The organism is Nonomuraea sp. NPDC003727, from assembly GCF_053586935.1.
Window position 1 is genome coordinate 211,115 of record NZ_JBSFNE010000002.1, and the last position, 21,609, is coordinate 232,723.

21 protein-coding genes and 1 tRNA gene are annotated in these 21,609 nt (G+C 72.2%); 13 read left to right on the forward strand and 9 right to left on the reverse strand.

Annotated features, from left to right (window positions below):
- Positions 1 to 77 precede the first annotated feature (77 nt).
- On the reverse strand, positions 78 to 581 hold the full coding sequence (locus tag ACWDLG_RS06235) for a DinB family protein (protein WP_449916554.1): 504 nt from the start codon (positions 579 to 581) through the stop codon (positions 78 to 80).
- A gap of 42 nt (positions 582 to 623) precedes the next feature.
- Here ACWDLG_RS06235 and ACWDLG_RS06240 point away from each other — a divergent pair, with 42 nt between their 5' ends.
- Together ACWDLG_RS06240 and ACWDLG_RS06245 are read left to right on the forward strand one after the other, a co-directional pair.
- A complete protein-coding gene (locus tag ACWDLG_RS06240; protein ID WP_449916557.1) occupies positions 624 to 1,010 on the forward strand; it encodes a hypothetical protein in 387 nt (128 codons plus the stop codon).
- Between the two features lie 79 nt (positions 1,011 to 1,089).
- Positions 1,090 to 1,764: a DUF6766 family protein gene (locus ACWDLG_RS06245; RefSeq protein WP_449916559.1), complete on the forward strand. Its 675-nt coding sequence runs from the start codon at positions 1,090 to 1,092 to the stop codon at positions 1,762 to 1,764.
- On the opposite strand, the gene ACWDLG_RS06250 is transcribed toward ACWDLG_RS06245, so the two are convergent.
- A complete protein-coding gene (locus ACWDLG_RS06250) occupies positions 1,698 to 2,519 on the reverse strand; it encodes a 1-aminocyclopropane-1-carboxylate deaminase/D-cysteine desulfhydrase (RefSeq protein ID WP_449916562.1) in 822 nt (273 codons plus the stop codon). The genes ACWDLG_RS06245 and ACWDLG_RS06250 overlap by 67 nt on opposite strands.
- Before the next feature lie 43 nt (positions 2,520 to 2,562).
- Between ACWDLG_RS06250 and galK the strand changes: the two genes are divergently transcribed.
- The 3 genes from galK to ACWDLG_RS06265 all read left to right on the forward strand — a co-directional run bounded on the left by galK (position 2,563) and on the right by ACWDLG_RS06265 (position 6,237).
- A complete protein-coding gene (galK, locus tag ACWDLG_RS06255; RefSeq protein WP_449916565.1) occupies positions 2,563 to 3,678 on the forward strand; it encodes a galactokinase in 1,116 nt (371 codons plus the stop codon).
- Positions 3,679 to 3,908: 230 nt separating this feature from the next.
- A complete protein-coding gene (locus ACWDLG_RS06260; RefSeq protein WP_449916567.1) occupies positions 3,909 to 5,027 on the forward strand; it encodes a nitric oxide synthase oxygenase in 1,119 nt (372 codons plus the stop codon).
- Between the two features lie 436 nt (positions 5,028 to 5,463).
- The gene (locus tag ACWDLG_RS06265) at positions 5,464 to 6,237 is read left to right on the forward strand and encodes an enoyl-CoA hydratase-related protein (RefSeq protein ID WP_449916570.1); all 774 of its coding nucleotides are present in this window, start codon (positions 5,464 to 5,466) and stop codon (positions 6,235 to 6,237) included.
- A 179-nt stretch (positions 6,238 to 6,416) separates the two neighbouring features.
- Here ACWDLG_RS06265 and ACWDLG_RS06270 read toward each other — a convergent pair whose 3' ends face one another.
- Together ACWDLG_RS06270 and ACWDLG_RS06275 are read right to left on the reverse strand one after the other, a co-directional pair.
- Positions 6,417 to 7,346 carry an aminoglycoside phosphotransferase family protein gene (locus ACWDLG_RS06270; RefSeq protein WP_449916572.1) on the reverse strand — a complete coding sequence of 310 codons (930 nt, stop codon included), beginning with the start codon at positions 7,344 to 7,346 and terminating at the stop codon, positions 6,417 to 6,419.
- Positions 7,347 to 7,768: 422 nt separating this feature from the next.
- Positions 7,769 to 7,841 (reverse strand) — tRNA-Asn (locus tag ACWDLG_RS06275).
- Positions 7,842 to 7,967: 126 nt separating this feature from the next.
- On the opposite strand from ACWDLG_RS06275, the gene ACWDLG_RS06280 reads away from it, so the two are divergent.
- Positions 7,968 to 8,285 carry a YtxH domain-containing protein gene (locus tag ACWDLG_RS06280; RefSeq protein ID WP_449916573.1) on the forward strand — a complete coding sequence of 106 codons (318 nt, stop codon included), beginning with the start codon at positions 7,968 to 7,970 and terminating at the stop codon, positions 8,283 to 8,285.
- A 36-nt stretch (positions 8,286 to 8,321) separates the two neighbouring features.
- Here ACWDLG_RS06280 and ACWDLG_RS06285 read toward each other — a convergent pair whose 3' ends face one another.
- From ACWDLG_RS06285 to ACWDLG_RS06305, 5 genes are all read right to left on the reverse strand, one after another.
- Complete coding sequence (locus tag ACWDLG_RS06285) at positions 8,322 to 8,795, reverse strand: hypothetical protein (protein WP_354906518.1); 474 nt, start codon at positions 8,793 to 8,795, stop codon at positions 8,322 to 8,324.
- Positions 8,792 to 10,069, reverse strand: a complete 1,278-nt coding sequence (locus ACWDLG_RS06290; RefSeq protein ID WP_449916576.1) for an amylo-alpha-1,6-glucosidase — start codon at positions 10,067 to 10,069, stop codon at positions 8,792 to 8,794. The genes ACWDLG_RS06285 and ACWDLG_RS06290 overlap by 4 nt, the downstream gene beginning before the upstream one ends.
- A gap of 24 nt (positions 10,070 to 10,093) precedes the next feature.
- Positions 10,094 to 11,293, reverse strand: coding sequence for an iron uptake transporter deferrochelatase/peroxidase subunit (gene efeB, locus ACWDLG_RS06295; protein ID WP_449916578.1), 1,200 nt, complete (start codon positions 11,291 to 11,293; stop codon positions 10,094 to 10,096).
- Positions 11,294 to 11,296: 3 nt separating this feature from the next.
- Positions 11,297 to 12,472, reverse strand: coding sequence for an iron uptake system protein EfeO (efeO, locus tag ACWDLG_RS06300; protein WP_449916581.1), 1,176 nt, complete (start codon positions 12,470 to 12,472; stop codon positions 11,297 to 11,299).
- A 76-nt stretch (positions 12,473 to 12,548) separates the two neighbouring features.
- On the reverse strand, positions 12,549 to 12,707 hold the full coding sequence (locus ACWDLG_RS06305) for a hypothetical protein (RefSeq protein ID WP_354906522.1): 159 nt from the start codon (positions 12,705 to 12,707) through the stop codon (positions 12,549 to 12,551).
- A 180-nt stretch (positions 12,708 to 12,887) separates the two neighbouring features.
- Between ACWDLG_RS06305 and ACWDLG_RS06310 the strand changes: the two genes are divergently transcribed.
- Genes ACWDLG_RS06310 through ACWDLG_RS06340 form a run of 7 tightly spaced genes read left to right on the forward strand, consistent with a single transcriptional unit; the run spans position 12,888 to position 21,538 of the window.
- On the forward strand, positions 12,888 to 14,060 hold the full coding sequence (locus ACWDLG_RS06310) for a hypothetical protein (RefSeq protein WP_449916584.1): 1,173 nt from the start codon (positions 12,888 to 12,890) through the stop codon (positions 14,058 to 14,060).
- A complete protein-coding gene (locus tag ACWDLG_RS06315) occupies positions 14,057 to 16,228 on the forward strand; it encodes a tetratricopeptide repeat protein (RefSeq protein WP_449916586.1) in 2,172 nt (723 codons plus the stop codon). The genes ACWDLG_RS06310 and ACWDLG_RS06315 overlap by 4 nt, the downstream gene beginning before the upstream one ends.
- A complete protein-coding gene (locus tag ACWDLG_RS06320) occupies positions 16,225 to 17,070 on the forward strand; it encodes a PP2C family serine/threonine-protein phosphatase (protein WP_449916588.1) in 846 nt (281 codons plus the stop codon). Before ACWDLG_RS06315 ends, ACWDLG_RS06320 begins: the two co-directional genes overlap by 4 nt.
- Positions 17,067 to 18,329 (forward strand): vWA domain-containing protein, encoded by a 1,263-nt coding sequence (locus ACWDLG_RS06325; RefSeq protein ID WP_449916589.1) that lies wholly within the window; start codon positions 17,067 to 17,069, stop codon positions 18,327 to 18,329. The genes ACWDLG_RS06320 and ACWDLG_RS06325 overlap by 4 nt, the downstream gene beginning before the upstream one ends.
- Before the next feature lies 1 nt (position 18,330).
- On the forward strand, positions 18,331 to 19,131 hold the full coding sequence (locus tag ACWDLG_RS06330; RefSeq protein ID WP_449916591.1) for an FHA domain-containing protein: 801 nt from the start codon (positions 18,331 to 18,333) through the stop codon (positions 19,129 to 19,131).
- On the forward strand, positions 19,128 to 20,603 hold the full coding sequence (locus tag ACWDLG_RS06335; protein WP_449916594.1) for a hypothetical protein: 1,476 nt from the start codon (positions 19,128 to 19,130) through the stop codon (positions 20,601 to 20,603). The genes ACWDLG_RS06330 and ACWDLG_RS06335 overlap by 4 nt, the downstream gene beginning before the upstream one ends.
- Positions 20,600 to 21,538, forward strand: a complete 939-nt coding sequence (locus ACWDLG_RS06340; RefSeq protein ID WP_449916596.1) for a transporter substrate-binding domain-containing protein — start codon at positions 20,600 to 20,602, stop codon at positions 21,536 to 21,538. Before ACWDLG_RS06335 ends, ACWDLG_RS06340 begins: the two co-directional genes overlap by 4 nt.
- The last annotated feature ends 71 nt before the right edge of the window (positions 21,539 to 21,609 follow it).

Below are 21,609 nucleotides of genomic sequence, written 5' to 3' on the forward strand. Positions count from 1 at the left end.
GGCGGTACCAGGCGACCAGGAACCGAGCGGCTCCGCCGAGGCAGGCGGGCGGTACCGGGTGATCAGGGACCGGGCGGCTAGACGCCCTTCACCCCGTCGACCAGTTCCCGCACCACGTCGAGATGGCCGTTGTGCCGCGAGGTCTCCTCGATCAGGTGCCCGAACACCCATCGCAGCGTGAACTCGTGGCCGGCGCGGCCCTTGCGCGCCGACAGCTCGTCCAGGTCGTGGTCGGCGAGCTTGCGGTCGATCTCCGCGCACGCGCGCGTGTACTCGTCCACCACATCGGCCAGCGTCCGCGAGGGGTCGGGCGTGAAGTCCATGTCGGGCGCCTCCTCCGACCACGGCGCGCGCACGTCCTCGCCGAGGAACACCACTTCGAACCACCAGTGCTCGACCCAGCGCAGGTGGCTGATCAGCCCGGCGATCGTCATGAGCGGCGAGTCGGGCAGCGGCGCCTTCCGCGCGGCCTCGTCGCTCAGCCCTTCGCACTTGGCCACGGCCGTGGCACGCGCGTAGGTCAGGAAGGTCTGCACGGTCGCTCGCTCGTCCCAGCTTCGCGGGACATCGGTTCTCTCCATGGCCCCAAGCTACTCATCCGTCATTTCGGGTAGCTGTCGGCTATGAGGTCCGCCGTCGTTCTGCTCGCGCTGCTGGTGCCGCTCGCCGTCGCAGGATGCGCCGCCGACACCGGCGCGCCCGCCCGTACGGCGGAGCGGTTCGTCGCCGCCGTGACCGCCCGGCAGGGAGAGGCGGCCTGCGCGCTGCTGGCCGCGAGGGCCGCCCAGAAGCTGCCCGACAAGGGCCAGACGTGCGCCCAGGCGCTGGTGGAGCTCGGCCTTCGGGAGGGCCCGGTGGTGTCGGCCGTCGTGTGGGGTGACGAGGCGCAGGTGCGCACGACCCGCGACACGATCTTCCTGCACCGCTTCGGCGGTGGCTGGCGGGTCAGGGCCGCGGGCTGCACGCCGCGGGGCGACGACCTGCCGTACGACTGCGAGGTGGAGAGCTGATGCGCGCGGTGTTCGTCACCACGGTGCTCATCGTCGTGGTGGGGCTGACCTGGTTCTTCGCGATGGGGCTGATGCACCGATGAAGCGTTTCCTCAAGGAGAACTCGCTGTCGCTGTTCTTCCTGCTGATCTTCGCCCTGGCGCTGGTGGGCCAGGCGGTGGCGGGCAACGGCCAGTACAACGACCGGCAACTGGTCGACGGCGGGCAGCCGATCTCGGTGGTCGAGTACGTGGCCTCGTCTGACTTCGCGGTGGACGTGGCCGAGAACTGGCAGTCCGAGTACCTGCAGTTCCTGCTGTTCATCGTGGCGACGGTGTGGCTGGTGCAGCGGGGCTCGCCCGAGTCCAAGGAGGTCGGCAAGGAGGGCGGCGAGTCCGACGAGGACCAGATGATGGGCAGGCACGCCCAGCCCGAGTCGCCGAACTGGGCCACGGCCGGCGGCTGGCGCAGCGCGGTGTTCAGCAACTCGCTCGGCTGGGTGATGGGCACCATCTTCGTGCTGTCGTGGCTGGCCCAGTCGGTGGCCGGGCTCGCCGCGAACAACTCCGAGCGGCTGGCCGAGCTGCGTGACCCGCAGGACTGGGGCGCCTACGTCATCGGCCCGGAGTTCTGGAGCAGGACGTTGCAGAACTGGCAGTCGGAGTTCCTCGCCGTGGCGTCGATGGTGGTGCTGTCGATCTTCCTGCGTCAGCGCGGGTCCCCGGAGTCGAAACCGGTCGGCGCTCCCCACGACGCGACGGGGGTCGAGGGCTGACCCGTGACGACGGCGACGACGCGCGTGCCGGGGGCGAAGGCGCCCTGCCTGGCCCGGTCGACGATTCCGTAGATCATCTTGGCCACGTAGACCTGCTCGAAGGCTGGATCGAGCGCGGGCGAGAGCTTGGCGTAGCCGCCGAAGTGGTAGTCGAGGTCGAGGTCCCAGTTGCCGCTCACCTCGCCGTAGGCCTCGCGCTGGAGCCTGGCCACCTCGTCGGCGAGGAAGGCGGCGCCTTTGAGAACGGCGAAGCCGAGCGCGCGCTTTCCCTCGGGCAGCCCGGCCGCGATGCCCGCCAGGGTGCCGCCGGTGCCGACGGGGCAGCAGATCAGGTCGTAGTCGACGTCGATCTCCCCCGGCAGCTCGGCGCAGCCCCGCACCGCGGCGGCGTTGCTGCCGCCCTCGGGCAGGATGGCGACGTCGCCGAACCGCTCGCGCAGGCCGTCGAGCACGGGCGGGGTGTGCTTGAGCCGGTAGGTGGCGCGGTCGAGGTAGGTCAGGCGCATCCCGCACGCCTTGGCGTAGGCCAGTGAGGGGTTGAGCGGCAGACGCTCCTCACCGCGCACCACCCCGATCGTCTCGAAGCCGTGCTCCATGCCCGCCCTGGCCAGCGCGCGCAGGTGCCCCGAGTAGGCGCCGCCGAAGCTGAGCACGCGCGGGTGGCCCAGGTTGTACTTGAGCTTGCGGGCCTTGTTGTCGTCGTGCTTGAGGAAGAGCCTGACCGTCCCGAGCCGGGGATCCCTCATTTCCTCCATCGCGCTAGTCTACGGTCGAACCGTTGTTGAGGAGTGTTCGATTATGCGCGTTATTGAAGCTTTCCGTGGCGCCTACGGTGCCGAGCCGGCGACCGTGTGGCGGGCGCCCGGACGCGTCAACCTCATCGGCGAGCACACCGACTACAACGACGGTTTCGTGCTCCCCTTCGCCGTGCCGTGGGGTGTCACCGCCGCGCTCAGCCCGCGCACGGACGGCACGATCAGGCTGCTGTCGCTGCAGTCGCCCGGCGCGCCCGCCGTCATCGAGACGTGGGAGTCCGCCACCGGCTGGACCCGCTACGTCGTCGGCGTCCTGGCCATGCTCGGCTCGCGCGTCCGGGGCGCCGACATCGTGATCGACGGCGACCTGCCCGCGGGCGCGGGGCTCAGCTCCAGCGCGGCCCTCGAGGTCGTCGTCGGCTCCGCGCTCAACGAGGTGTACGGCCTGGGCATGACGCCCATGGAGATCGCCCTGCTCGGCCAGAAGGCGGAGAACGACTTCGTCGGCATGCCGTGCGGCATCATGGACCAGGCCGCCTCGGCGCTGTCCGAAGAGGGCAAGGCGCTCTTCCTCGACTGTCGCTCCCTCGGATACCGCGCCATCCCGCTGGACCTGGCCGCGTACGGGCTGCGGATCCTCATCATCGACACCGGCGTCCACCACGAGCTGGCCGACGGCCAGTACGCCAGGCGCCGCGCCGACTGCGAGTCCGCCGCCCGCAAGCTGGGGGTCGCGGCCCTGCGCGACGTGACGGACCTGGCGGGGGCGCTGGCCGTCCTGCAGGGTGACGAGCGCAAGCGCGTCCAGCACGTCGTCACGGAGAACCACCGCGTCGAGGCGGTCATCGGTCTGCTGCGCGCGAAGGCGGTCGCCGAGATCGGGGCGCTGCTGAACGCCTCGCACCTGTCGCTGCGCGACCAGTACGAGGTGTCCGCGCCCGAGCTCGACGTCGCGGTGGAGGCCGCCATCAGGGGCGGGGCACGCGGCGCGCGGATGACCGGCGGCGGGTTCGGCGGGTCGGCGATCGCGCTGGTGGCCGAGGAGCGGGTGCCCGCCGTCCAGGAGGCGGTGCTGGCCGCCTACGCCGAGCGCGGCTGGAAGGAGCCCCGGTTCCTGCCCGCCACGCCCGCCAGGGGCGCCCACAAGCTCACCCCCTGAGCGCGGCGCGACGGTCTCCGGCCGGCGTCGCGTGACGCTCCGGAGCGCTTCGATCACACAGTTTCCCGGTTCGGGGGACAAATCATGCCGAGCAGGGTGAAGATGTGATCTGCTGCGGGTCCCATGAGGGCGGCGCGGAAAGGGCGCCGCCACAGGAACGTGCCTCCGACCCGGAATCGGCAGGACGCTCCGCCAACCCGGAATGCGCTGGGTGCCAGGTGCTTACGTGGATGAGATCCCTTCGTCCCTTCGATGTCCACACCGCCGCCGAGAAGACCGTCGACTTCCGCGAGGCGGAACGATTCATCCGCCTGTTCCACGCGGAGAACCCGGACGCGGGGGACGTCACCGCGCGCCTACGCCGGATCGCGAGGGACGCGGCGAAGTTCGGCACCTACACGCACACCGCCGAGGAACTGGAGTTCGGCGCGAAAGTGGCCTGGCGCAACAGCAGCCGCTGCATCGGAAGACTCTACTGGCGGTCGCTGAAGGTCAGGGACCGCAGGGACGTCTCCACCGCCGAAGGCGTCGCCGTCGAATGCGTCGCCCACCTGCGAGAGGCCACGGGCCACGGCAAGATCCGGCCGATGATCACCGTGTTCGCCCAGGACCACCCCGGCTGCCCTGGACCGCGCATCGTGAACGAGCAGCTGATCCGCTACGCCGGCTACCAGCTCAAGGACGGCGGCGTGCTCGGCGACCCGCGCAACGTCGCCTTCACCGGACAGGCGCTCGCCATGGGCTGGCGCGGCGGCCAGGGAACCAGGTGGGACGTGCTGCCGCTGGTCGTCCAGCCCGCCAAGGGACAGCCGCTGCTGTGCAGCGTGCCAGGGGACGCGATCCTCGAAGTACCGATCAGGCATCCCGAGTACCGCTGGTTCGAGGAACTGGACCTGCGCTGGCACGCCCTGCCCGCCATCTCGAACATGTGCCTGGAGATCGGCGGCATCTGCTACCCGTGCGCGCCGTTCAACGGCTGGTACATGGGGACCGAGATCGGCGCCCGCAACCTCGCCGACCACGACCGCTACGACCAGCTCCCGCTGATCGCCCGGCGGCTGGGCCTGGACACCTCCCGCGAGCGCACCCTGTGGCGCGACCACGCGCTGGTGGAGCTCAACGTGGCGGTGCTGCACTCGTTCGAGCGGGCGGGGGTGACGATGACCGACCACCACACCGAGTCCAGGCGGTTCCTGACCCACCTGGAGCGGGAGGAGAAGGCGGGCAGGGTCTGCCCGGCGGACTGGTCGTGGATCGTGCCACCGATGTCCGGCGCGGCCACCCCGGTCTTCCACCGCTACTACGACCGGCACCGCCTCACCCCCGCCTTCGTCCCCGCCCACCCGTGACTCCCCCGCTCCCCGCTCCCCGCTCCCCGCTCCCTGTCTCTCCATGGCAGCGCAGGCACCTCTCCACGGCAGCGACAGACCTCTCTTCACGCAGCAGCGCAGGCACCCCTTCACGGCGGCCCAGGCCTCTCTTCACGCAGCGCAGGCACCCGTTCCAGCGGCCCAGGTCTCTCTTCACCGTGCGGGCCGCTCTTCACGGCAGCGCGGGCGCGGGCCGTCCGGCCGGCGCGTCTTCCTCCTGTACGGCAGGCCCGCCCAGGCGCCTCCGCCCGGCACGGGGTCCCGCCCGTCCAGGGGACGCTCCTCGGGCGCGCGTGGCGGGGGTGGGCGACGGCGATCCCCACCCGACCTGCCCGATCACGGCTTTCCGGACCTGCCCCCCTTGGTGTAGAACGTTGTTCTGTAACGTCAGTAGCAGGCGCCTGGAGGGTGCGCGATGTCGGAGCTGGTGCTGTCGTCGGTCGACCAGGGCGTGATGACGCTGACGTTCAACCGTCCCGAGCGCCTCAACGCGTGGACGGACGCGATGGGCCGCCGCTACTACGACCTCCTCGAACAGGCCGAGAAGGACCCCGCCGTACGGGCGATCGTGGTCACCGGCGCGGGCAGGGGCTTCTGCTCGGGCGCCGATTTCCAGACCCTCGACGCCATCCGGTCCGGCACCTATGACGAGGAGCCCGACCCGAGGCCGAACACCTTCCCCACCACCATCCGCAAGCCGATCATCGCCGCCGTCAACGGGGCGTGCGCCGGGCTCGGCATGGTGCACGCGCTGGTGTGCGATCTCGTCTTCAGCGCCGAGGACGCCAAGTGGACGACGGCCTTCGCGCGCAGGGGACTGATCGCCGAGTACGGCCTGTCGTGGGTGCTGCCGCGGCTCATGGGGCAGCAGCGGGCCATGGACGTGCTGCTGTCGGGGCGGGTGTTCACCGGCGCCGAAGCCTGCGCGATGGGCCTGGTCAACCGGGCGGTCCCGGGCGAGGAGCTGGTGCCGCAGGCGCAGGCGTACGCGCGGGAGCTGGCGGTGCACAGCTCTCCGGCGTCCATGGAGGTCATCAAGCGCCAGGTGTGGGGCGACTGGGACCAGACGCTGGAGGCGTCGGCCAAGGCCGCGGAGCGGGAGATGATGGCCTCGTTCGGCCGCCCCGACTTCACCGAGGGGGTGGCCGCCTTCCTCGAACGCCGCGACCCCCGCTTCCCTCCCCTGTGACCCCGCGTGGAGTCAGCCGATCAACCAAGTTCAGCCTCGTTCGTGCCCGTTCACACCGGCTGACTCCCCCTTCGACTCCTCAGCCCATCACGGCGGCCGGGTGATGCGGCCTGTCGGTGCGATGCGGGCCCCACGGGGTGATCGGATCCGCTCGGGCGCCTCGGATGCCACTCACTGTGTCACTCGCCAGGGCTCCCTGCTGAGTACTCAGCGAAGATCTCGGTCAGGACGCGCCGTGCGTTCAGCGCCACCTCGTCGGTATCGCCCAGGGTGTCTGAGCAGGTGGCCATCGTCTTCCAGAGAGCCCAGCCACGCCCGCGCGCCCACTTCGCATCGTCAACGGACAGTCGCTCGCGGAACGCCTGGCGGCCGTCGGCGGTCAGCAATGTCCACGCGATCGCCAGGTCGCAGGCCGGGTCGCCGACGCCGCACGTGCCGAAGTCGATGACGGCTGCCAACCGCCCGTCCTCGATCAGGACGTTGCCCTGGGCAAGGTCACCGTGGAACCACCTGTCCACACCGTCCCAGCGTGCGTCCAGCGCGGTCTTCCAGATCTCGCGCGCCAGGCTGACATCGACGTGGCCGTCCAGTTCCTTCAGCGCGTGCTCGAGCAGCCCCTCATAGGTGCGCAGTGTGGCGCCCCGGAACCAGTTGTGCTTTCCCGGCCGGGGACCGTCAGCGGTGTCGACGCTCTGCAAGGCCGCGACGAAGCCCGCCAGGTCGACCGCGAAGCCGACCGGATCGGCGATCCGGTCGGCGCTCGCAGGCTCGCCGTCGAGCCACTGGTAGATCGACCACGAGAAGGGGTAGCCCGCACCTGGCTCGCCCTTCGCCAGCGGGGTGGGAATGGGCAGCGGAAGCTGGGAGGCGAGCGGCGGAAGCCACCGGTGTTCCTTTTCCACCGCCAAGGCGTACTCGGCTGCGCTGGGCAGACGCATCAGCATTCCGTCGCCGAGATGGAAGGTCACGTTGTCCCAGCCACCATTGGCCACGGGCTCGACCGGGAGGTCGGCCCACTGAGGAAACTGCTCGGCGACGAGCCGATGAGCCTGCTCCGCGTTGACCGTGACGCGCTGGGGCAGTGGGCCAAGATCGGGTATACCGCTCAACGAGACCTCCCTGTCCGGCAACGGACTCGAGTGTGCGACCAGGACACCGGCTAGGCATCCTGCCAGCCGGGCGCCTGTCAGCGCGCAAGTGCGAACAGACGCCACCGCCCTGGCCTGCCCGTATGCCGTCGTCCCACCTGCAGGGAAGCGGGCGGCTGGGAGGCTGGCCCTGCCACGCGCCCGGTGACGGGGCTGAGCGACGTTTCGGTCTACTTCGACGCGAGCACGAACACGTCCGGCTCAAGGACCTGCGCGCTGGAGCAGGCCGTGGCGGTCCTGAGGGCGTAGGAGGGGCGAGAAGTTCGGCGCGTACGTCCCAGAGGAGGCCCGCACGCTCCCGTTCTGACGCTCTTAACGACTCAGGCCCTCCCACCTGTCACCAGGTAGAGGGCCTGAATCGTATGTTCCTTGGCTGAGCCAAGCTCCCGCGATAGGACTCGAACCTATAACCTGCCGGTTAACAGCCGGCTGCTCTGCCGATTGAGCTACACGGGATCGGACTTTCGCGCTTCCCGGCCGGGGCTTGGGGCCCTTCCGTTCGGCGCAGGAATAGATTAGCGCACATCTGGAGTGCGTGTCGCATCGTGAGCGGGGTAGGCCCGGAGACAGCGGAGGTGGAAAATGCGATATCGGATGATGTTCGCTGTCGGATTGGCCGTTGGCTACGTGCTCGGCACCAGAGCGGGGCGGGAACGCTACGAGCAGATCAAGCGCGCGGCCCGGCGTGTCGCCGACAGTCCGAGGGTTCAGGAGGCGGCCGGGCTGATGGGGGCCCAGGTCTCCAAGGTGGCCGGCGTGGCGCGGGCGAAGGTCGGCGACAAGGTGCCGTTCCTGGGGAAGGGCCGCGAGGCCGACCATCTGGACACCGGGACGGGCTGGCCCGAGTCCGAGAAGCCGGAGTCCAAGACGCAGGCCGACGACAGCGGCGTGCCGTACTAGACGCACGAGGGGCCCGGGGGGACAGCCGGGCTCCCTTCAGACGCCCATGCTGCGCCTGATGCCCTCCAGCGCCTGCTCGGCGTGGGCGCGCAGCCCGGGGTCGTCCGGGTCGAGACCCTCGTCGAAGTGCAGCTTCCAGGTGAAGTCGTTCGAGCCGGGCGCCCTGCGGGCCACCAGGCGCACCCCTCCCCTGCTGGGCAGCGGCACGTACTTGTTGACGACGATCGTGGAGTTGACCCGTTCGCGTACGGCCTCGGGCAGCCGGTTCGGTTCGGTGACGGGCGCCGACAGGCGGCGGCCGTCGGACGTGGTCAGGTTGAGCCCTTCGTCGTCCCATGCCGCCCGCTCGACCTGCTCCCACGGCACCCGTTCGCCGTCGGGCAGGAACAGCGCCAGGTCGGTGGCGACCACGTAGCCCTCGCCGGACCGGGCGAAGGTCAGCACGCGCTCCCCGCTCGTGGTGGCCAGGTTCTTGCGCACGTCGGACGGCAGGCGGCGGAAGATGCTCATGAGGCCAAGGTATCGGCGAGCAGATCCAGGGTGAGCGCCGCACTCCAGGAGAAGTCCCTGCACCCCCTGCCGCTGCCGTCGAAGGGGTCGAAGCACTCGCGGAAGCCCGCCTGCCGTACCAGCCGGAGGGTGCCGGTGGTGAGCAGCTGGGCCAGGTGGGGCAGGTCGTGGAGGATGGCGGCGCGGCGCAGCAACCAGTTGGTGTTGACCCAGGACGGGCCGCGCCAGTAGCGGGTCCGGTCGAACTGGTGCGCGCGGATCTCGCAGCTCGGCACGGGGTAGCCGGCGGCGCCCATGAAGCGGGCCGACTCCAGGATCTCGACCAGCGCGGTGACGGTGTCGCGGGGCAGTTCGGGGTCGAGGAGGGGGCCGAAGGCGCCGATGGTGGTGACCGGGATGAGGCGGTTCGCGCGCAGGTCACGGGCGTAGAAGCAGCCGTTCCAGAGGCGCTCGGCGAGGGCCGTCCTGATCCTGGCGGCCTGGTCGGCGTGGGGCGCGGGGTCGCGGCCCGCGACGGTGGCCAACTCGGCCAGGGCGTGACAGGAGGCCAGCCAGACGCCGTTGAACATCGGGTCCTCGACGGCGAACGGGTGGTCGTCGCGCAGGTACTCGTGGCGGTAGCCCGCGTCGCGGTAGCGGAGGGCGAGCCAGACGTAGCGGTCGTGGTCGCTGTCGGGGTGGCGCTCGTCCAGGCTGGGGGTGCGGTAGCCGTACCTGATCTCGGGGAGGGCGGCCAGCGGCTCGTCCCAGGTGGGGCTGTCGTCCATGCCGGACTCCCACGGGTGGACGATCGCGGCCAGCCCGCCGCCGCCGAGGTCGCGGGCGGTGGCCAGGTAGGCGTGCTGGGCGGCGAGCGCGGGGAAGACGCGCCTGACGTAGGCCGTGTCGGCGGTGTGCCGCCACACCCACCAGACGGCCAGCGCGTGCAGCGGCGGGGTGGTCAGGCCCGAGGTGAGGATGCCGGAGGGGGCGTCGGGGTGCTCGGAGGAGCGCCAGACGGAAGGCCCGGGAAAGTACGCCTCGGGGGTGTGGAAGACGATGTGCGGGATCATTCCCGTCGCCCACTGGCCCTTCAGCAGGCCGTCCAGCTCGGCCGTCGCGCGCTCGGGCCGGTGCCTGGCCAGCCCGATCGCGACGAAGGCGGAGTCCCAGCTCCACTGGTGCGGGTAAAGGCCAGGGGCAGGCACGGTGGCCGACCCCATCCAGTTCGCCTCGAGCACGTGCAACGCCTCGCGCCCGAGCGCGGCGTCATCGACCGCCGGCCGCGCCTCCATCTGCCCACTATGCGCCGGTCTGTCCTAGCTGAACAGGGTCTCCCCCCAGAACCCGCCCGGCCGGACGCCCGGCGGGCACACCCACAGGCCCGAGCCGACGTGCTGGATGTACTCGTTGAGCTGGTCCGTCCTGGCCAGCGACCGCTGGATCGGGATGAACCCGCGCTCGGGGTCACGCTGGTAGGCGATGAAGAACAGGCCGGCGTCGAGGCGGCCGAGCCCGTCGCTGCCGTCGGTGAAGGAGTAGCCGCGGCGCAGGATCCTGACACCGCCGAGCGAGGCGGGGTTGGCCAGTCTCACGTGCGAGTCGGCGGGCAGCTGGGACAGGTCGACGGGGTCGTGCTCCCGGGTACGGCCGTAGGCGGCGCCCTCGCCCTTCGTGCGGCCGAAGATGTCCTCCTGCTCCTTGAGCGAGGTGCGGTCCCAGGTCTCGATGTGCATCCTGATCCGCCGCGCCACCAGGTAGGAGCCGCCCACCAGCGCCTGCGGCCCCTCCGAGCCGATCCAGACGTGCTGGTCGAGCAGCTTGGCGTCGGAGCCGGGGATGTTGTTGGTGCCGTCCTTGAAGCCCATCAGGTTGCGCGGGGTCTGCTCCTCGGGCGTGGTCGAGGAGGTCTTGCCGAAGCCGAGCTGCGACCAGCGCACGCCGGCCGTGCCGAACCCGAGCCGCACCAGGTTCCGTACGGCGTGCACCGCCACCTGCGGGTCGTCGGCGCACGCCTGGACGCACAGGTCGCCGTCGCTGCGGGCCGGGTCGAGCTTGTCGCCGGGGAAGCGCGGCAGCGGCTTCAGCGCGGCGGGCCGTTCCAGGCCGAGCTTGTCGAAGAACGACGCGCCGAAGCCGATGGTGAGCGTGAGCCTGGAGGCGGGCAGGCCGAGCGCCTCGCCGGTGTCGTCGGGCGGGGCGAGCGGCACGCCGAGCGCCCCCTTGCCGACCTCGCGCCCGGCCGTCATCTGCTCGGCCGCCGCGGTCCACTGCCTGAGCATGGCCACGACCTTGTCGCGTTCGGTGGTGGTGAGGTCGAAGGCGGCGAAGTGCAGGCGGTCCTGGACAGGGGTGGCGATGCCCGCCTGGTGGGCGCCGTGGAAGGGGATGGGGGCGTGACCCGCGGCGGCGGCGGGGGCGGGCGTGGCCTGCTGGGCCAGGCCGTAGACGGCGCCTCCCGTCACGCCCGCGCCGGCCACGAGCCCGGCGCCGGTCAGCAGCCTGCGTCGCGTCACCATGGCTCAGCCCGCCACGGCGGCCGCGAGGCCGGACAGGGGCTCGGCGAGGGCGTTGACCGCGTCGGCCAGCTCCTTGACCTGCTCCTTCGACAGCTCGGTGTAGGAGACGAAGCCGTCGCCCTTCCGGTAGGCGGCCAGGAGCTTGTCGAGGTCGGCGAACCGGGTGTCGAGCGTGGTGACCAGGGCGGGGTTGCGTTCCATCAGGATGGGCGTGAGCAGCTCGTAGACCTTCTTGGCGCCGTCGACGTTGGCGTCGAAGTCCCACAGGTCGGTGTGGGAGAAGGCCTCCTCCTCGCCGGTGACCTTGCCGGTGGCGACCTCGTCGAGCAGTTCCTTGGCGCCGCTGGCCATGGAGGCGGGGGTGATCTCCGCCTCGGGCAGCCGCTTCTTGAGGTCGTCGAGGTCGGCCAGCAGCTGGTCGGCGTACTTCTTCTCCTTGTCGAGGCTGTCGGGCTGCTTCCACAGCGCCTTCTCCAGGCGGTGCCAGCCCGTCCATTTCTGACCCTGTTCGAGGTCGGCCTCGCGCAGGTCGACCTTGGGGTCGATGTCGCCGAACGCCTCGGCCACCGGCTCGATGCTCTCCCAGCCGACCCGGCTGGGCGCGTAGAGCGCCTTGGCCCGCTTGACGTCGCCCTTCCTGACCGCGGCGGCGAGCTCCTCGGTCTTGGCGATCGTGTCGTCGACCTGGGCGGTGATGTAGGCGCGGTAGTCGGTGACCGCCCTGGTCGCGCGCGGGTCGGCGGCGGCCTTCAGCTCGCCGGTGACGGTGAAGGGCGCCTTGATGCCGTCGCCCTTGTGGCCGGGCTTGCAGGCGAGCTCGTAGCTGCCGCCGCCGATCTCCACGACGAGGTCGGCGGTGGTGCCGGGCTGGATGTTGTTGCGCTCGCTCACCACGGTCCTGTCGGCGCGGTAGACGTAGACCGCGGTGAACTGGCCGCCGTCGTTCTTGATCGCGAACTTGACGACGCCGGCCTTGAGGGCGGTCTTGCCGACGACGCAGGTGGTGTCGGTGGCGGTGACGGGCACGTTCTCCTGGACCGCCCCGGTCGGGGCGGGCCGCGGAGCCGAGGCGGCGCTGCCGCTGCCGCTGGCGCTGCCGCCGTCGGCGCCGTCGTCGGCGGCGGTGCCGCAGGCGGCGAGCGTGACGGCGAGTACTCCACACAGGGCTAGGGAACGCATGGTCGACTCCTTGAGCGCGTTAGGTCGTCCTAACTTAGCTTTCCCTAACCTAAACCGCCTACGTGGGGTCCGTCACCTACCGCGTCTTGGCCCAACGGGAGACGAACATCACGGCCACCGCGATGCCGCCGATGATCAGCGCCCACTTCAGGAGCGTGAGAGCGAAGCCCAGGATCGGGCCGACGAGCATGAGGCCGACGATGACCAGGGCGATGATGAGCAGGATGCGTGCCATGGGAGCAACGCTAGGCCGCCGGAGCCCGACATGGACCGGTTCGGCAGTCGAATCAGGGACAAGTCAGGGAGACCCCTCAGGGTCAGGAACCCCCCTGGACACGACCGTCGTTGACCCGGTAAATGGGTGCGGGGTCCTCACTTCGACGGGGGAACGTTGATGCAACCGACCGGGCCGCCGATGAGCCGGGAAGGCGCCGACCACGCGCTGCGACAGCGCGGCGAAGAACGTGACCGCATCTCGGGCGATCTGCTCGACCTGGAGTCCCACACCACCTTCCAGCTGCTCAAGAGCACCGCCTTACGCGGCCGGACGCTGACCGTGTGGACCGCGGCGCAGCAGGCCGTGACCACGCTCTGGGCGTTATATGACGCCTATCGCGGGGTGCTGCGGCAGGCCGAGGAGGTCAGGGCCCGCCGCGCCCGCCCCGGGCCCGCCGAGCTGGAGGAGCTGACCGCCCTGCTCGCCGGTCCCTCCGTACGGCCGGCGCCGGAGAACCTGCCGGTCGAGCGGAGGTCGTTACGCCCTCCCCCGACCCAGGGCCTCACCCTCGACGAGACCGTCGCCCGGATGGACGAGGCGTTCCGCGCGACCGCCGACGCGCTGCGCGAGATCGACGCGGCGTGGACCGCGTTCCTGCCGCCGCTGGAGTCGGCGGCCACCCGCCTCGGCGAGATCACCCGCCTGACCGCCGAACTCGGCGAGCCGCCCCTCGCGCCAGGGCACGAAGAAGAACTCGCCCGCCTGCGCTCCACCGCCGCCGCCGACCCGCTCGGCCTCTCCCCCGCCGACCTCGACCGGCTCGGCGCCACGCTCGACTCCCGCCTCGCCGAACTCTCCCGCGCCGACGCCCTCCGGCAGTCGTACGGCCCGCGGCACGCCACCCTGATCCAGCTGGTCGAGCAGGTCAGGACCGCGGAGGCGGAGGCGCGCAGGACCCACGCCGCGGTGTCGGTCAAGATCCTCCTTCCTCCCTCGACCAGGCCCAGGACCGTCGCCGACCGCCTCGCCGCCGACGCCGCCGCCCTTCCCGGGGCGGACGCGCCCGCCGGCGGCTGGGTGGAGCGCGCCAGGCGCCTGTCCGGCGTGGAGCGCGCGGCCCGCGAGGCGCTGACACGGGCGCGGACGACCACGTCGGCGCTGCTGGGGCTGATGGCCCGCAGGGACGAGTTACGCGGGCGCCTGCTGGCCGTCCAGTCCAAGGCCGTCCGCGTCGGGCTGGCCGAGGACCCCGAGACCGCCCGCCGTTTCACGCGGGCCCGCGAGCTGCTGTGGACCGCCCCGTGCGATCTCAACCAGGCGGCGGAGGCCGTGGAGAACTACCAGGACGCGATCCAGGGAGGGCGCCGATGACCAGGTGCGGGCAGCCAGGCTGCACGGGCACGATCCAGGAGGGCTTCTGCGACGTGTGCGGGCATCCCGAGAGCCCGCCGGCGACCGTCTCGGGCGATGCCACCGCGCCGTCGGGCGGCGGGCCGTCGGGCAGCGTGCCGTCGATCAGCGGGCCCTCGGGCAGCAGGCCGTCGGGCAGCAGGTCGAGCTCTGCCAGGCGATCGGCGGGCGTGCTGGGTCACGGCCTGGTGGACGTGCCGCCAACGCCGTACCGGGATCCGGCCGAGGCCGTCATGGACAACCCCGAGGTGCCGGAGGACAAGCGGTACTGCTCGGCGTGCGGCAGGCCGGTGGGGCGCAGCCGCGAGGGAGTGGCGGGCCGTACCGAGGGGTTCTGCCCGCACGACGGCACGCCCTACAGCTTCACCCCCAAGCTGGCGCCGGGCGCGCTGGTGGCGGGCCAGTACCGCGTGCTGGGCTGCCTGGCGCACGGCGGGCTGGGCTGGATCTACCTGGCCGCCGACGAGAACCTCGACGGCCGGTGGGTGGTGCTGAAGGGCCTGCTGAACGCCGCCGACGCCGAGGCGCTCGCGGCGGCCGAGGCGGAGCGCAGGTTCCTGACGACGGTCGACCACCCCAACATCGTCAAGATCTTCAACTTCCAGCGGCACGAGGGCGCCGGCTACATCGTCATGGAGTACGTCGGCGGGCCCTCCCTGCAGGAGCTGCTCAAGCAGCGGCTGCGCCAGGGCGAGGCGCTGCCGACGCGCCAGACGATCCCCTACGCGCTGGAGATCCTCAGGGCCTTCGAGTACCTGCACGACAACGACCTCGTCTACTGCGACCTGAAACCCGCCAACGTCATCCAGGTGGGACAGCAGCTCAAGGTCATCGACCTGGGCGCCGTCCAGCGCGTCGGCGCGCGCACCGGCAGCTCGTACGTCACGGCCGGCTACCACGCCCCCGAGATCGCCACGTCCGGGCCGTCGATCACCGCCGACCTGTACACGGTGGCGCGCACGCTGGCCGTCCTGAGCCATCCCTTCAGCCCCGCGAAGGACAACGTGGAGGTGCCGCTGCCGGGGCTGGAGGCGTGGGGGAACGAGTCCTTCCACCGCTTCCTCGTCCGGGCGACCCACCCCGAACCCGGCCGGCGCTTCCCCGACGCCGCCGAGATGGCCGAGCAGCTCACCGGGGTGCTGAGAGAGATCCGGGCGGCGGAGGACGGCGTGCCGTACCCGAGCCAGTCGGCGGTCTTCGGGCCCGAGCGGGTCGCGGAGGGAGTGACAGGGGTCTTCGAGCCGCTGGATCCCAAGGCGGCGGTGGCGGCGCTGCCGGTGCCGCTGGCCGACCCCGCCGATCCGGCGGCGGGCCTGCTGCCGGGGCTGCTCGCGCGCGACCCGCGCGAGCTGCTCAGCCGGGTCTCGGCGCTGCCCGCCACCACCGAGACGCTGCTGACCAAGGCCAGGGTGGTGGCCGAGCACGATCTGTCCGACGACTTCCTCGACGAGGCGGCGCGGACCCTCGGCGACGACTGGCGGGTGACCTGGTACCAGGCGGTGCGCGCGCTCGCGTCGGGCAAGCCGGACCTCCAGCTGTTCGACCGCTGCTTTGGCCTGCTGCCCGGCGAGCCCGCCGTGAAGCTGGCCCTGGGGTTCGCGCACGAGCAGGCGGGCGACCACCGGGCCGCCGCCCGCTGGTACGGCACGGTGTGGCGGACCGACCGCGGCTACGTGAGCGCCGCCTTCGGCCTGGCCAGGGCCGAGCTCGCGGACGGGAACGGCAAGGCCGCCGCGGCGGCGCTCGACCAGGTGCCCGCCTCGTCGAGCCAGTACGTGGCCGCGCAGAGCGCGCTGGTCACGATCGCCGCCCGGCGCCCTGCCGCCCAGCTCGCCCCCGCCGAGCTGATCGCCGCCGGCGAGCGCCTCGACCGGCTCACCCAGCTGGAGGGGCGGCGCCGCGGCGAGCTGGCGGCCGAGCTGCTCGAGGCCGCGCTCACCTGGGTGACGGCCGCCGCCCCGCCGCCCTCCCACACCACCACGCTGCTCGGCGCGCCCCTCACCCAGAGCGGCGTGCGGCGCAGGCTGGAGGGCGTCTACCGGGAGCTGGCCAGAGCCGCCCCGACCAGGCGGGAACGGTACGAGCTGGTCGACCGCGCCAACGCGGTCCGTCCGAGGACCTGGCTGTGAGCTGCCCGGCGTGCGGCGCCCCCGTGCTCCCCGACCACGCCTTCTGCGAGCAGTGCGGCTCCCCGCTCGGCCCCGCCCCCTCCTGTACGGCATGCGGCGGCGAGATCGCCGACGGCTACTGCCTCCAGTGCGGCCTGCGCGCACCGGCCGCGACCGACCACGTCGAACTCGTCCTCGACTCGGGGGCGGCGGGCGCCAGCGACAAGGGTCTACGGCACAGCCGCAACCAGGACGCGATGGCGCTGGGCGAGGCCGAACGGCACGTCATCGCCGTGGTCTGCGACGGGGTGTCCCAGTCGCCGCGCCCCGAGACCGCCTCGACGCTGGCCGCGCAGACCGGGGTCGCCGTCCTGGCCGAGGAGCTCAAGGCGGGTTCGAGCCAGGAGGCGGCCACCAGGGCGGCGTGCGCGCGGGCCGCCCGCGCCGTCGCCGCGCTCGGCACCTCCGCCGACGACGCGCCCGCCTGCACCTACGTGTCGGCGGTGGCCGGCCCCGACCTGGTCACCGTCGGCTGGGTCGGCGACAGCCGCGCCTACTGGCTGCCGGACGAGGGCGCCGCCGTCCTGCTGACCGACGACGACGTCGCCTCGGCGGGCGTGCTGACGGCGTGGCTGGGCGCCGACGCCAGGAACGCCGGGTGCCGGGCGCTCGGCTTCGTGCCCGACTCCCCCGGCCTGCTCATGATGTGCACCGACGGGCTGTGGGGTTACCTCGACGATCCCGTCTCCTTCCGCGCCGCCGTACCGATCGACGGGGCGCGCGCGCTCGTGCACCACGCGCTGGCCTCGGGCGGGCGCGACAACGTCACCGTCGTTCTGATACCGGTCAGGAGAGCCTGTTGAGCGAGTTCACGCTGCACGTCGACCAGAACAAGTACCTGCCGATCGGCGGCAGGGAGGTGCACGCCGTCCTCACCGTGACGGGCGCGGCGGCGGCTCCCACGCCCGCCCAGGCCGCCGAGGTGATCATCATCGACACCTCGGGGTCGATGAGCGGCGGCAAGATCAGAGAGGCGCGGCAGGCGGCGAAGGCCGCCGTCGACACGCTGCGCGACGGGGTGGAGTTCGCGGTGATCGCGGGAGACACCTCGGCCCGCATGGTCTATCCCCGCGGCCGCAAGCTCGCCACGGCGAACTTCAGCACGCGGGGCAACGCCAAGAGCGCCATCGACGCCCTGGACGCCGACGGCGGCACCTCGATCGGGCAGTGGCTGCGCCTGGCCGCCGACCTGCTGGAGAGCAGGCCCGGCGCGATCAGGCACGCGCTGCTGATGACCGACGGGCAGAACAACGAGGGCGACGCGGCGTTCGCCGGTGCGCTGAAGCACTGCGAGGGCAGGTTCGTCTGCGACAGCCTCGGCGTGGGCGCCGACTGGGTGCCCGCCGAGCTGCGCAAGGTCTCCGAGGCGCTGCTGGGCACCTTCGACTTCGTGCGCGACCAGCGCGACCTGGCGGCCTTCTTCACCAGGATCACCGAGGCGTCGATGGGCAAGACGGTCGCCGAGCTGGCGCTGCGCGTGTGGATCCCCAAGGACGCCACGCTGAAGTACGTCAAGCAGGTCTCGCCCTCGCTGCTCGACCTGACCGGGAAGGCGGCCGCGGTCAACCCGCTGACCGGCGACTACCCGACCGGCTCGTGGGGCGAGGACGAACGGGAGTACCACCTGTGCGTGGAGGTGCCGCCGTCCGCGCCGGGACAGGAGATCAGGGCGGCGTGGGTCAAGCTGGTCCGCCCCGACACCGGCGACGTGCTGGCCAGCGGCAACGTCCTGGCGCACTGGACGGACGACCTGGCCGCCTCGACCCGGATCAATCCGAAGGTGGCGCACTACACGGGCCAGGCGGAGCTGCACGAGCTGATCCAGGAGGGGCTGAGCGCCCGGGCGGCGGGCGACACGGCGACCGCGACGGCCCGGCTGGCGAAGGCGCGGCAGCTGGCCGGCTCCTCGGGGCGGGAGGACACCGCCAGGCTCCTGGACAAGATGGTGGAGGTCGACCCCGGCACCGGGACGGCCCGGCTGCGCAGCCGGGTGGACAAGGCCGACGAGATCGAGCTCGACACGGGGTCGACGCGGACGAGCCAGCTTCGGCAGGAGGGCTGAGATGGCGCTGACGTGCCCTCAGGGGCACACGTCCCAGGACGCGGACTACTGCGACGTGTGCGGCGCCCGGATGGCCCCTGCCGACGCGGCGGCTCCCGGCGCGGCGGGCGGGTCCGGTCCTTCGGGGGCCGGTCTTTCGGGGGCCGCGGTCTTTCCCGGCGCCCCCGGAGCAGTCGATGCTCCGCGGGGCACGGGCGGGTCCGGCGACCCGGGCGGTTCCGGCGGTGCGGCGGGCGGGTCCGGGGCTCCGGCGGCGTCCGGCGGCACCGAGCCGGGTCCGGGCGACGGCGGGTTCGGCGGGCAGGAGTGCCCGATCTGCCGGACGCCGCGGACCGGGCGGTTCTGCGAGGTGGACGGTCACGACTTCGAGTCGCCGCTGCCCGACCCCGTCGCCCCCGCGCTGTGGCAGGTCGTGGTCGGCGCCGACCACGCCTACTTCGACGAGGTCATCGCCCTGAACGGGCCCGACGCCGGCGCCATGGTCTTCCCCCCCTACCGCCCCGAACGCGTCTACCCGCTGACCGGCACGCAGGTCCGCATCGGCCGCCGCAGCGTCACCCGCGGCACCAGGCCCGAGATCGACCTGGGCGAGCCGCCCGCCGACCCGGGGATCTCGCACCTGCACGCCGTCCTCATGGCCCAGCCGGGCGGCACGTGGGCGCTGGTGGACCCGGGGTCGGCCAACGGCACCCGCGTCAACGGCAAGCCGCTCCAGGTCAACGTGGCGGTGCCGGTCGCCGAGGGCGACCGGATCCACCTCGGCGCGTGGACGGTCATCACGCTGCGCGGAGGCACGCCGTGATGTTCCTGGCGCGCCGTACCGTCCCCGGGCGCATCAAGGTGATCTCCGCGGTCACCGTCGCCGCCCTCGCGCTGCTGTTCGCCACCCTGGCGTACGGCACCGCCGCCGCCCGCGAGGGGCTGCAGGTGATCGGGAACGACGCGGGGCCGCAGGTGGTGGCGACGGCGGGGCTCTACATGGGCCTGAGCGACATGGACGCCCAGGTGGCCGACGCCCTGCTGCTCGGCGACCGGCGCGAGGACGCGCTGGCGCGCTACGACCGGCGCAGGACCGAGGTCGGGGACGCGCTCCTCCAGGCGCACCGCCTGGCCGGCGCCGACCCGGCCGAACGGCGCACGATCGCCGCCGTGCTCGATGGTCTCGGCCGCTACGAACGCCTGGCCGCCGAGGCCCTGCTCCTGAGCTCCCTGCCCGCGACCGGCGACACAGCCCGGTCCGGCGGCACCGCGCAGGCAGACGGCACAACGCATGCAGACGACACAGCGCAGACCGGCGGCGCAGCCCAGTCCAGCGGCACGGCGCAGACCGGTGGCACAGCGCAGACCGGTGGCACAGCCCCGTCCGGTGGCACAGCCCCGTCCGGTGGCACAGCCCAGTCCGGCGGCACGGCGCGGGCAGGTGACCGGGCGTTGGAGATCTACCGGCGGGCGACCGACCTCATGACGCGCGAGCTGCTCCCCCAGGCCTACAACCTCACCCTGGAGAGCGGCACGATCGTGCGGCACGCCTACGAGGACGGCCGCGCCACGGTGGTCACCGTCCGGGTGATCGCCCTGCTCAGCGGGGCGCTCGCGCTGGGCTGCCTGGTCTGGTTGCAGGTCTATCTGGCCCGCAGGTTCCGCCGGGTGCTCGGTCCGGCGCTGCTGGCCGCCACCCTGGCCACGGCGGCCTGCGCCATCGCGGGCGCGGTGGTGCTGGAGCAGGAGGCCGCCGCGCTGACCGCGGCCAAGCGCGACGGCTTCGATTCGGTATTGACCCTGGCCAGGGCCCGCGCGATCAGCAACAGCCTGCACGCCGACCAGAGCCGCTACCTGCTCGACGGCGTGCGCGCCGACACCTACCAGCACACCTTCTTCGACAAGTCGCAGTCGCTGGTCTACGTCGCCGCCGCCAACCTGCCCGCCTACCAGGGCGCGCTCGGCTCGCTCCACGACGGCCGCTTCCTCGGCATGTTGCGCGGCCACGACGTCACCGCCGCCTGGCAGCGCTTCCAGCAGGCGGACAGGGACCTGCGCGCCCGGTCCGGCGCGGCGGCGACGGCCGAGCTGACCGGACCCGTGCGCGCCGCCTTCGACGCCTACGACGCCACGCTGGTACGGCTGGCCGACCGGCACAAGATCATCTTCGCCGAGGCAGTCGCGGACGGCGGGAACGGGGTGCGTGGACTGCAGGCGCTGGTACCGGCCGGGAGCCTGGTCATCGCGGCGGGCGTGTTCGCAGGGGTGCGGCCGAGGCTGAAGGAGTACCGGTGAAGAAGGTGCGCATGCTGACCACCCGGATGAAGGCCGCTCGGATACTGACCACCCGAATGCTGACCACCCGGATGCTGACCACCCGGACGCGGGCCAGGCGGATGCAGGCCGTCAGGATGCGGGCCAGGCGGATGCTGGTCGTTCTGGCGGGGGTCGCGGTGCTGGGCGCGGCGGGCGGGTGCGGCGCGGGCGCCGCGTCGTCCGTCGTCGGGAAGGAGCGCCTGGTCATCGGCGTCCGGCCCGACCTGCCGGCGATCGGATTCAGGAAGGGGGACGGCCGGTTCGAGGGGTTCGACGTCGACGTGGCGGCCTACGTGGCGCGCAAGCTCGGCGCCACCCCCACGTTCGTGCCCGCGCTGGCCGCCGACAGGGAGCGACTGCTGCTCGAGGGGAAGGCCGACCTGGTGGTCGCCACCTTCTCCATCACCCAGGAGCGGAAGACGAGGGTGTCCTTCGCCGGCCCCTACCACCTGTCGTTCCAGGACATCCTGGTACGCGACGGGACCACGGGCATCGCGAACGTACGTGACCTGGCCGGGCGGAAGATCTGCGAGGTGCAGGGGTCGAACGCGGCCCAGCGGGTGATCGACGAGCGGCAGATCCCGGCCTCGGTGGTGCCCGCGTCGACCTACGACCAGTGCATGGCCATGCTGAAGTCCGGCCGGATCGACGCGATCACCACCAACGACGTGATCCTGGCAGGGCTGGCCGCACGTGAGGGCCGCGGCGTCCGGCTGGTGAACACGCAGTTCAACGAGCAGCGCACCGGCGTGGGCCTGCGCAAGGGCGACGTGGACGGCTGCGAGGCGGTCAACCGCGCGATCACCGACATGTACCAGGACGGCACGGCCGGGATGCTGCTGCGCAAGTGGTTCGGGACCTCGGGGCTGACGATCGGCACGGTGTCGGTGCCGCAGTTCGAGGGCTGTTCCTGACCGCCTGCCGTACCGGACGGGCGCGCGGCGGAGCCCCGGGAGACGGCTCCCGGGGCTCGGCGACCAGGTGA

Bases quoted from the DNA above. Each gene is read 5' to 3' on its own strand.
- efeO (WP_449916581.1), bottom strand. From the start codon at position 12,472: ATGCGTTCCCTAGCCCTGTGTGGAGTACTCGCCGTCACGCTCGCCGCC.
- efeB (WP_449916578.1), bottom strand. From the start codon at position 11,293: ATGGTGACGCGACGCAGGCTGCTGACCGGCGCCGGGCTCGTGGCCGGC.
- ACWDLG_RS06290 (WP_449916576.1), bottom strand. From the start codon at position 10,069: ATGGAGGCGCGGCCGGCGGTCGATGACGCCGCGCTCGGGCGCGAGGCG.
- ACWDLG_RS06245 (WP_449916559.1), top strand. From the start codon at position 1,090: ATGAAGCGTTTCCTCAAGGAGAACTCGCTGTCGCTGTTCTTCCTGCTG.
- ACWDLG_RS06285 (WP_354906518.1), bottom strand. From the start codon at position 8,795: ATGAGCATCTTCCGCCGCCTGCCGTCCGACGTGCGCAAGAACCTGGCC.
- ACWDLG_RS06315 (WP_449916586.1), top strand. From the start codon at position 14,057: ATGACCAGGTGCGGGCAGCCAGGCTGCACGGGCACGATCCAGGAGGGC.
- ACWDLG_RS06240 (WP_449916557.1), top strand. From the start codon at position 624: ATGAGGTCCGCCGTCGTTCTGCTCGCGCTGCTGGTGCCGCTCGCCGTC.
- ACWDLG_RS06280 (WP_449916573.1), top strand. From the start codon at position 7,968: ATGCGATATCGGATGATGTTCGCTGTCGGATTGGCCGTTGGCTACGTG.
- ACWDLG_RS06330 (WP_449916591.1), top strand. From the start codon at position 18,331: ATGGCGCTGACGTGCCCTCAGGGGCACACGTCCCAGGACGCGGACTAC.
- galK (WP_449916565.1), top strand. From the start codon at position 2,563: ATGCGCGTTATTGAAGCTTTCCGTGGCGCCTACGGTGCCGAGCCGGCG.
- ACWDLG_RS06265 (WP_449916570.1), top strand. From the start codon at position 5,464: ATGTCGGAGCTGGTGCTGTCGTCGGTCGACCAGGGCGTGATGACGCTG.
- ACWDLG_RS06250 (WP_449916562.1), bottom strand. From the start codon at position 2,519: ATGGAGGAAATGAGGGATCCCCGGCTCGGGACGGTCAGGCTCTTCCTC.
- ACWDLG_RS06235 (WP_449916554.1), bottom strand. From the start codon at position 581: ATGGAGAGAACCGATGTCCCGCGAAGCTGGGACGAGCGAGCGACCGTG.
- ACWDLG_RS06305 (WP_354906522.1), bottom strand. From the start codon at position 12,707: ATGGCACGCATCCTGCTCATCATCGCCCTGGTCATCGTCGGCCTCATG.
- ACWDLG_RS06260 (WP_449916567.1), top strand. From the start codon at position 3,909: ATGAGATCCCTTCGTCCCTTCGATGTCCACACCGCCGCCGAGAAGACC.
- ACWDLG_RS06310 (WP_449916584.1), top strand. From the start codon at position 12,888: ATGAGCCGGGAAGGCGCCGACCACGCGCTGCGACAGCGCGGCGAAGAA.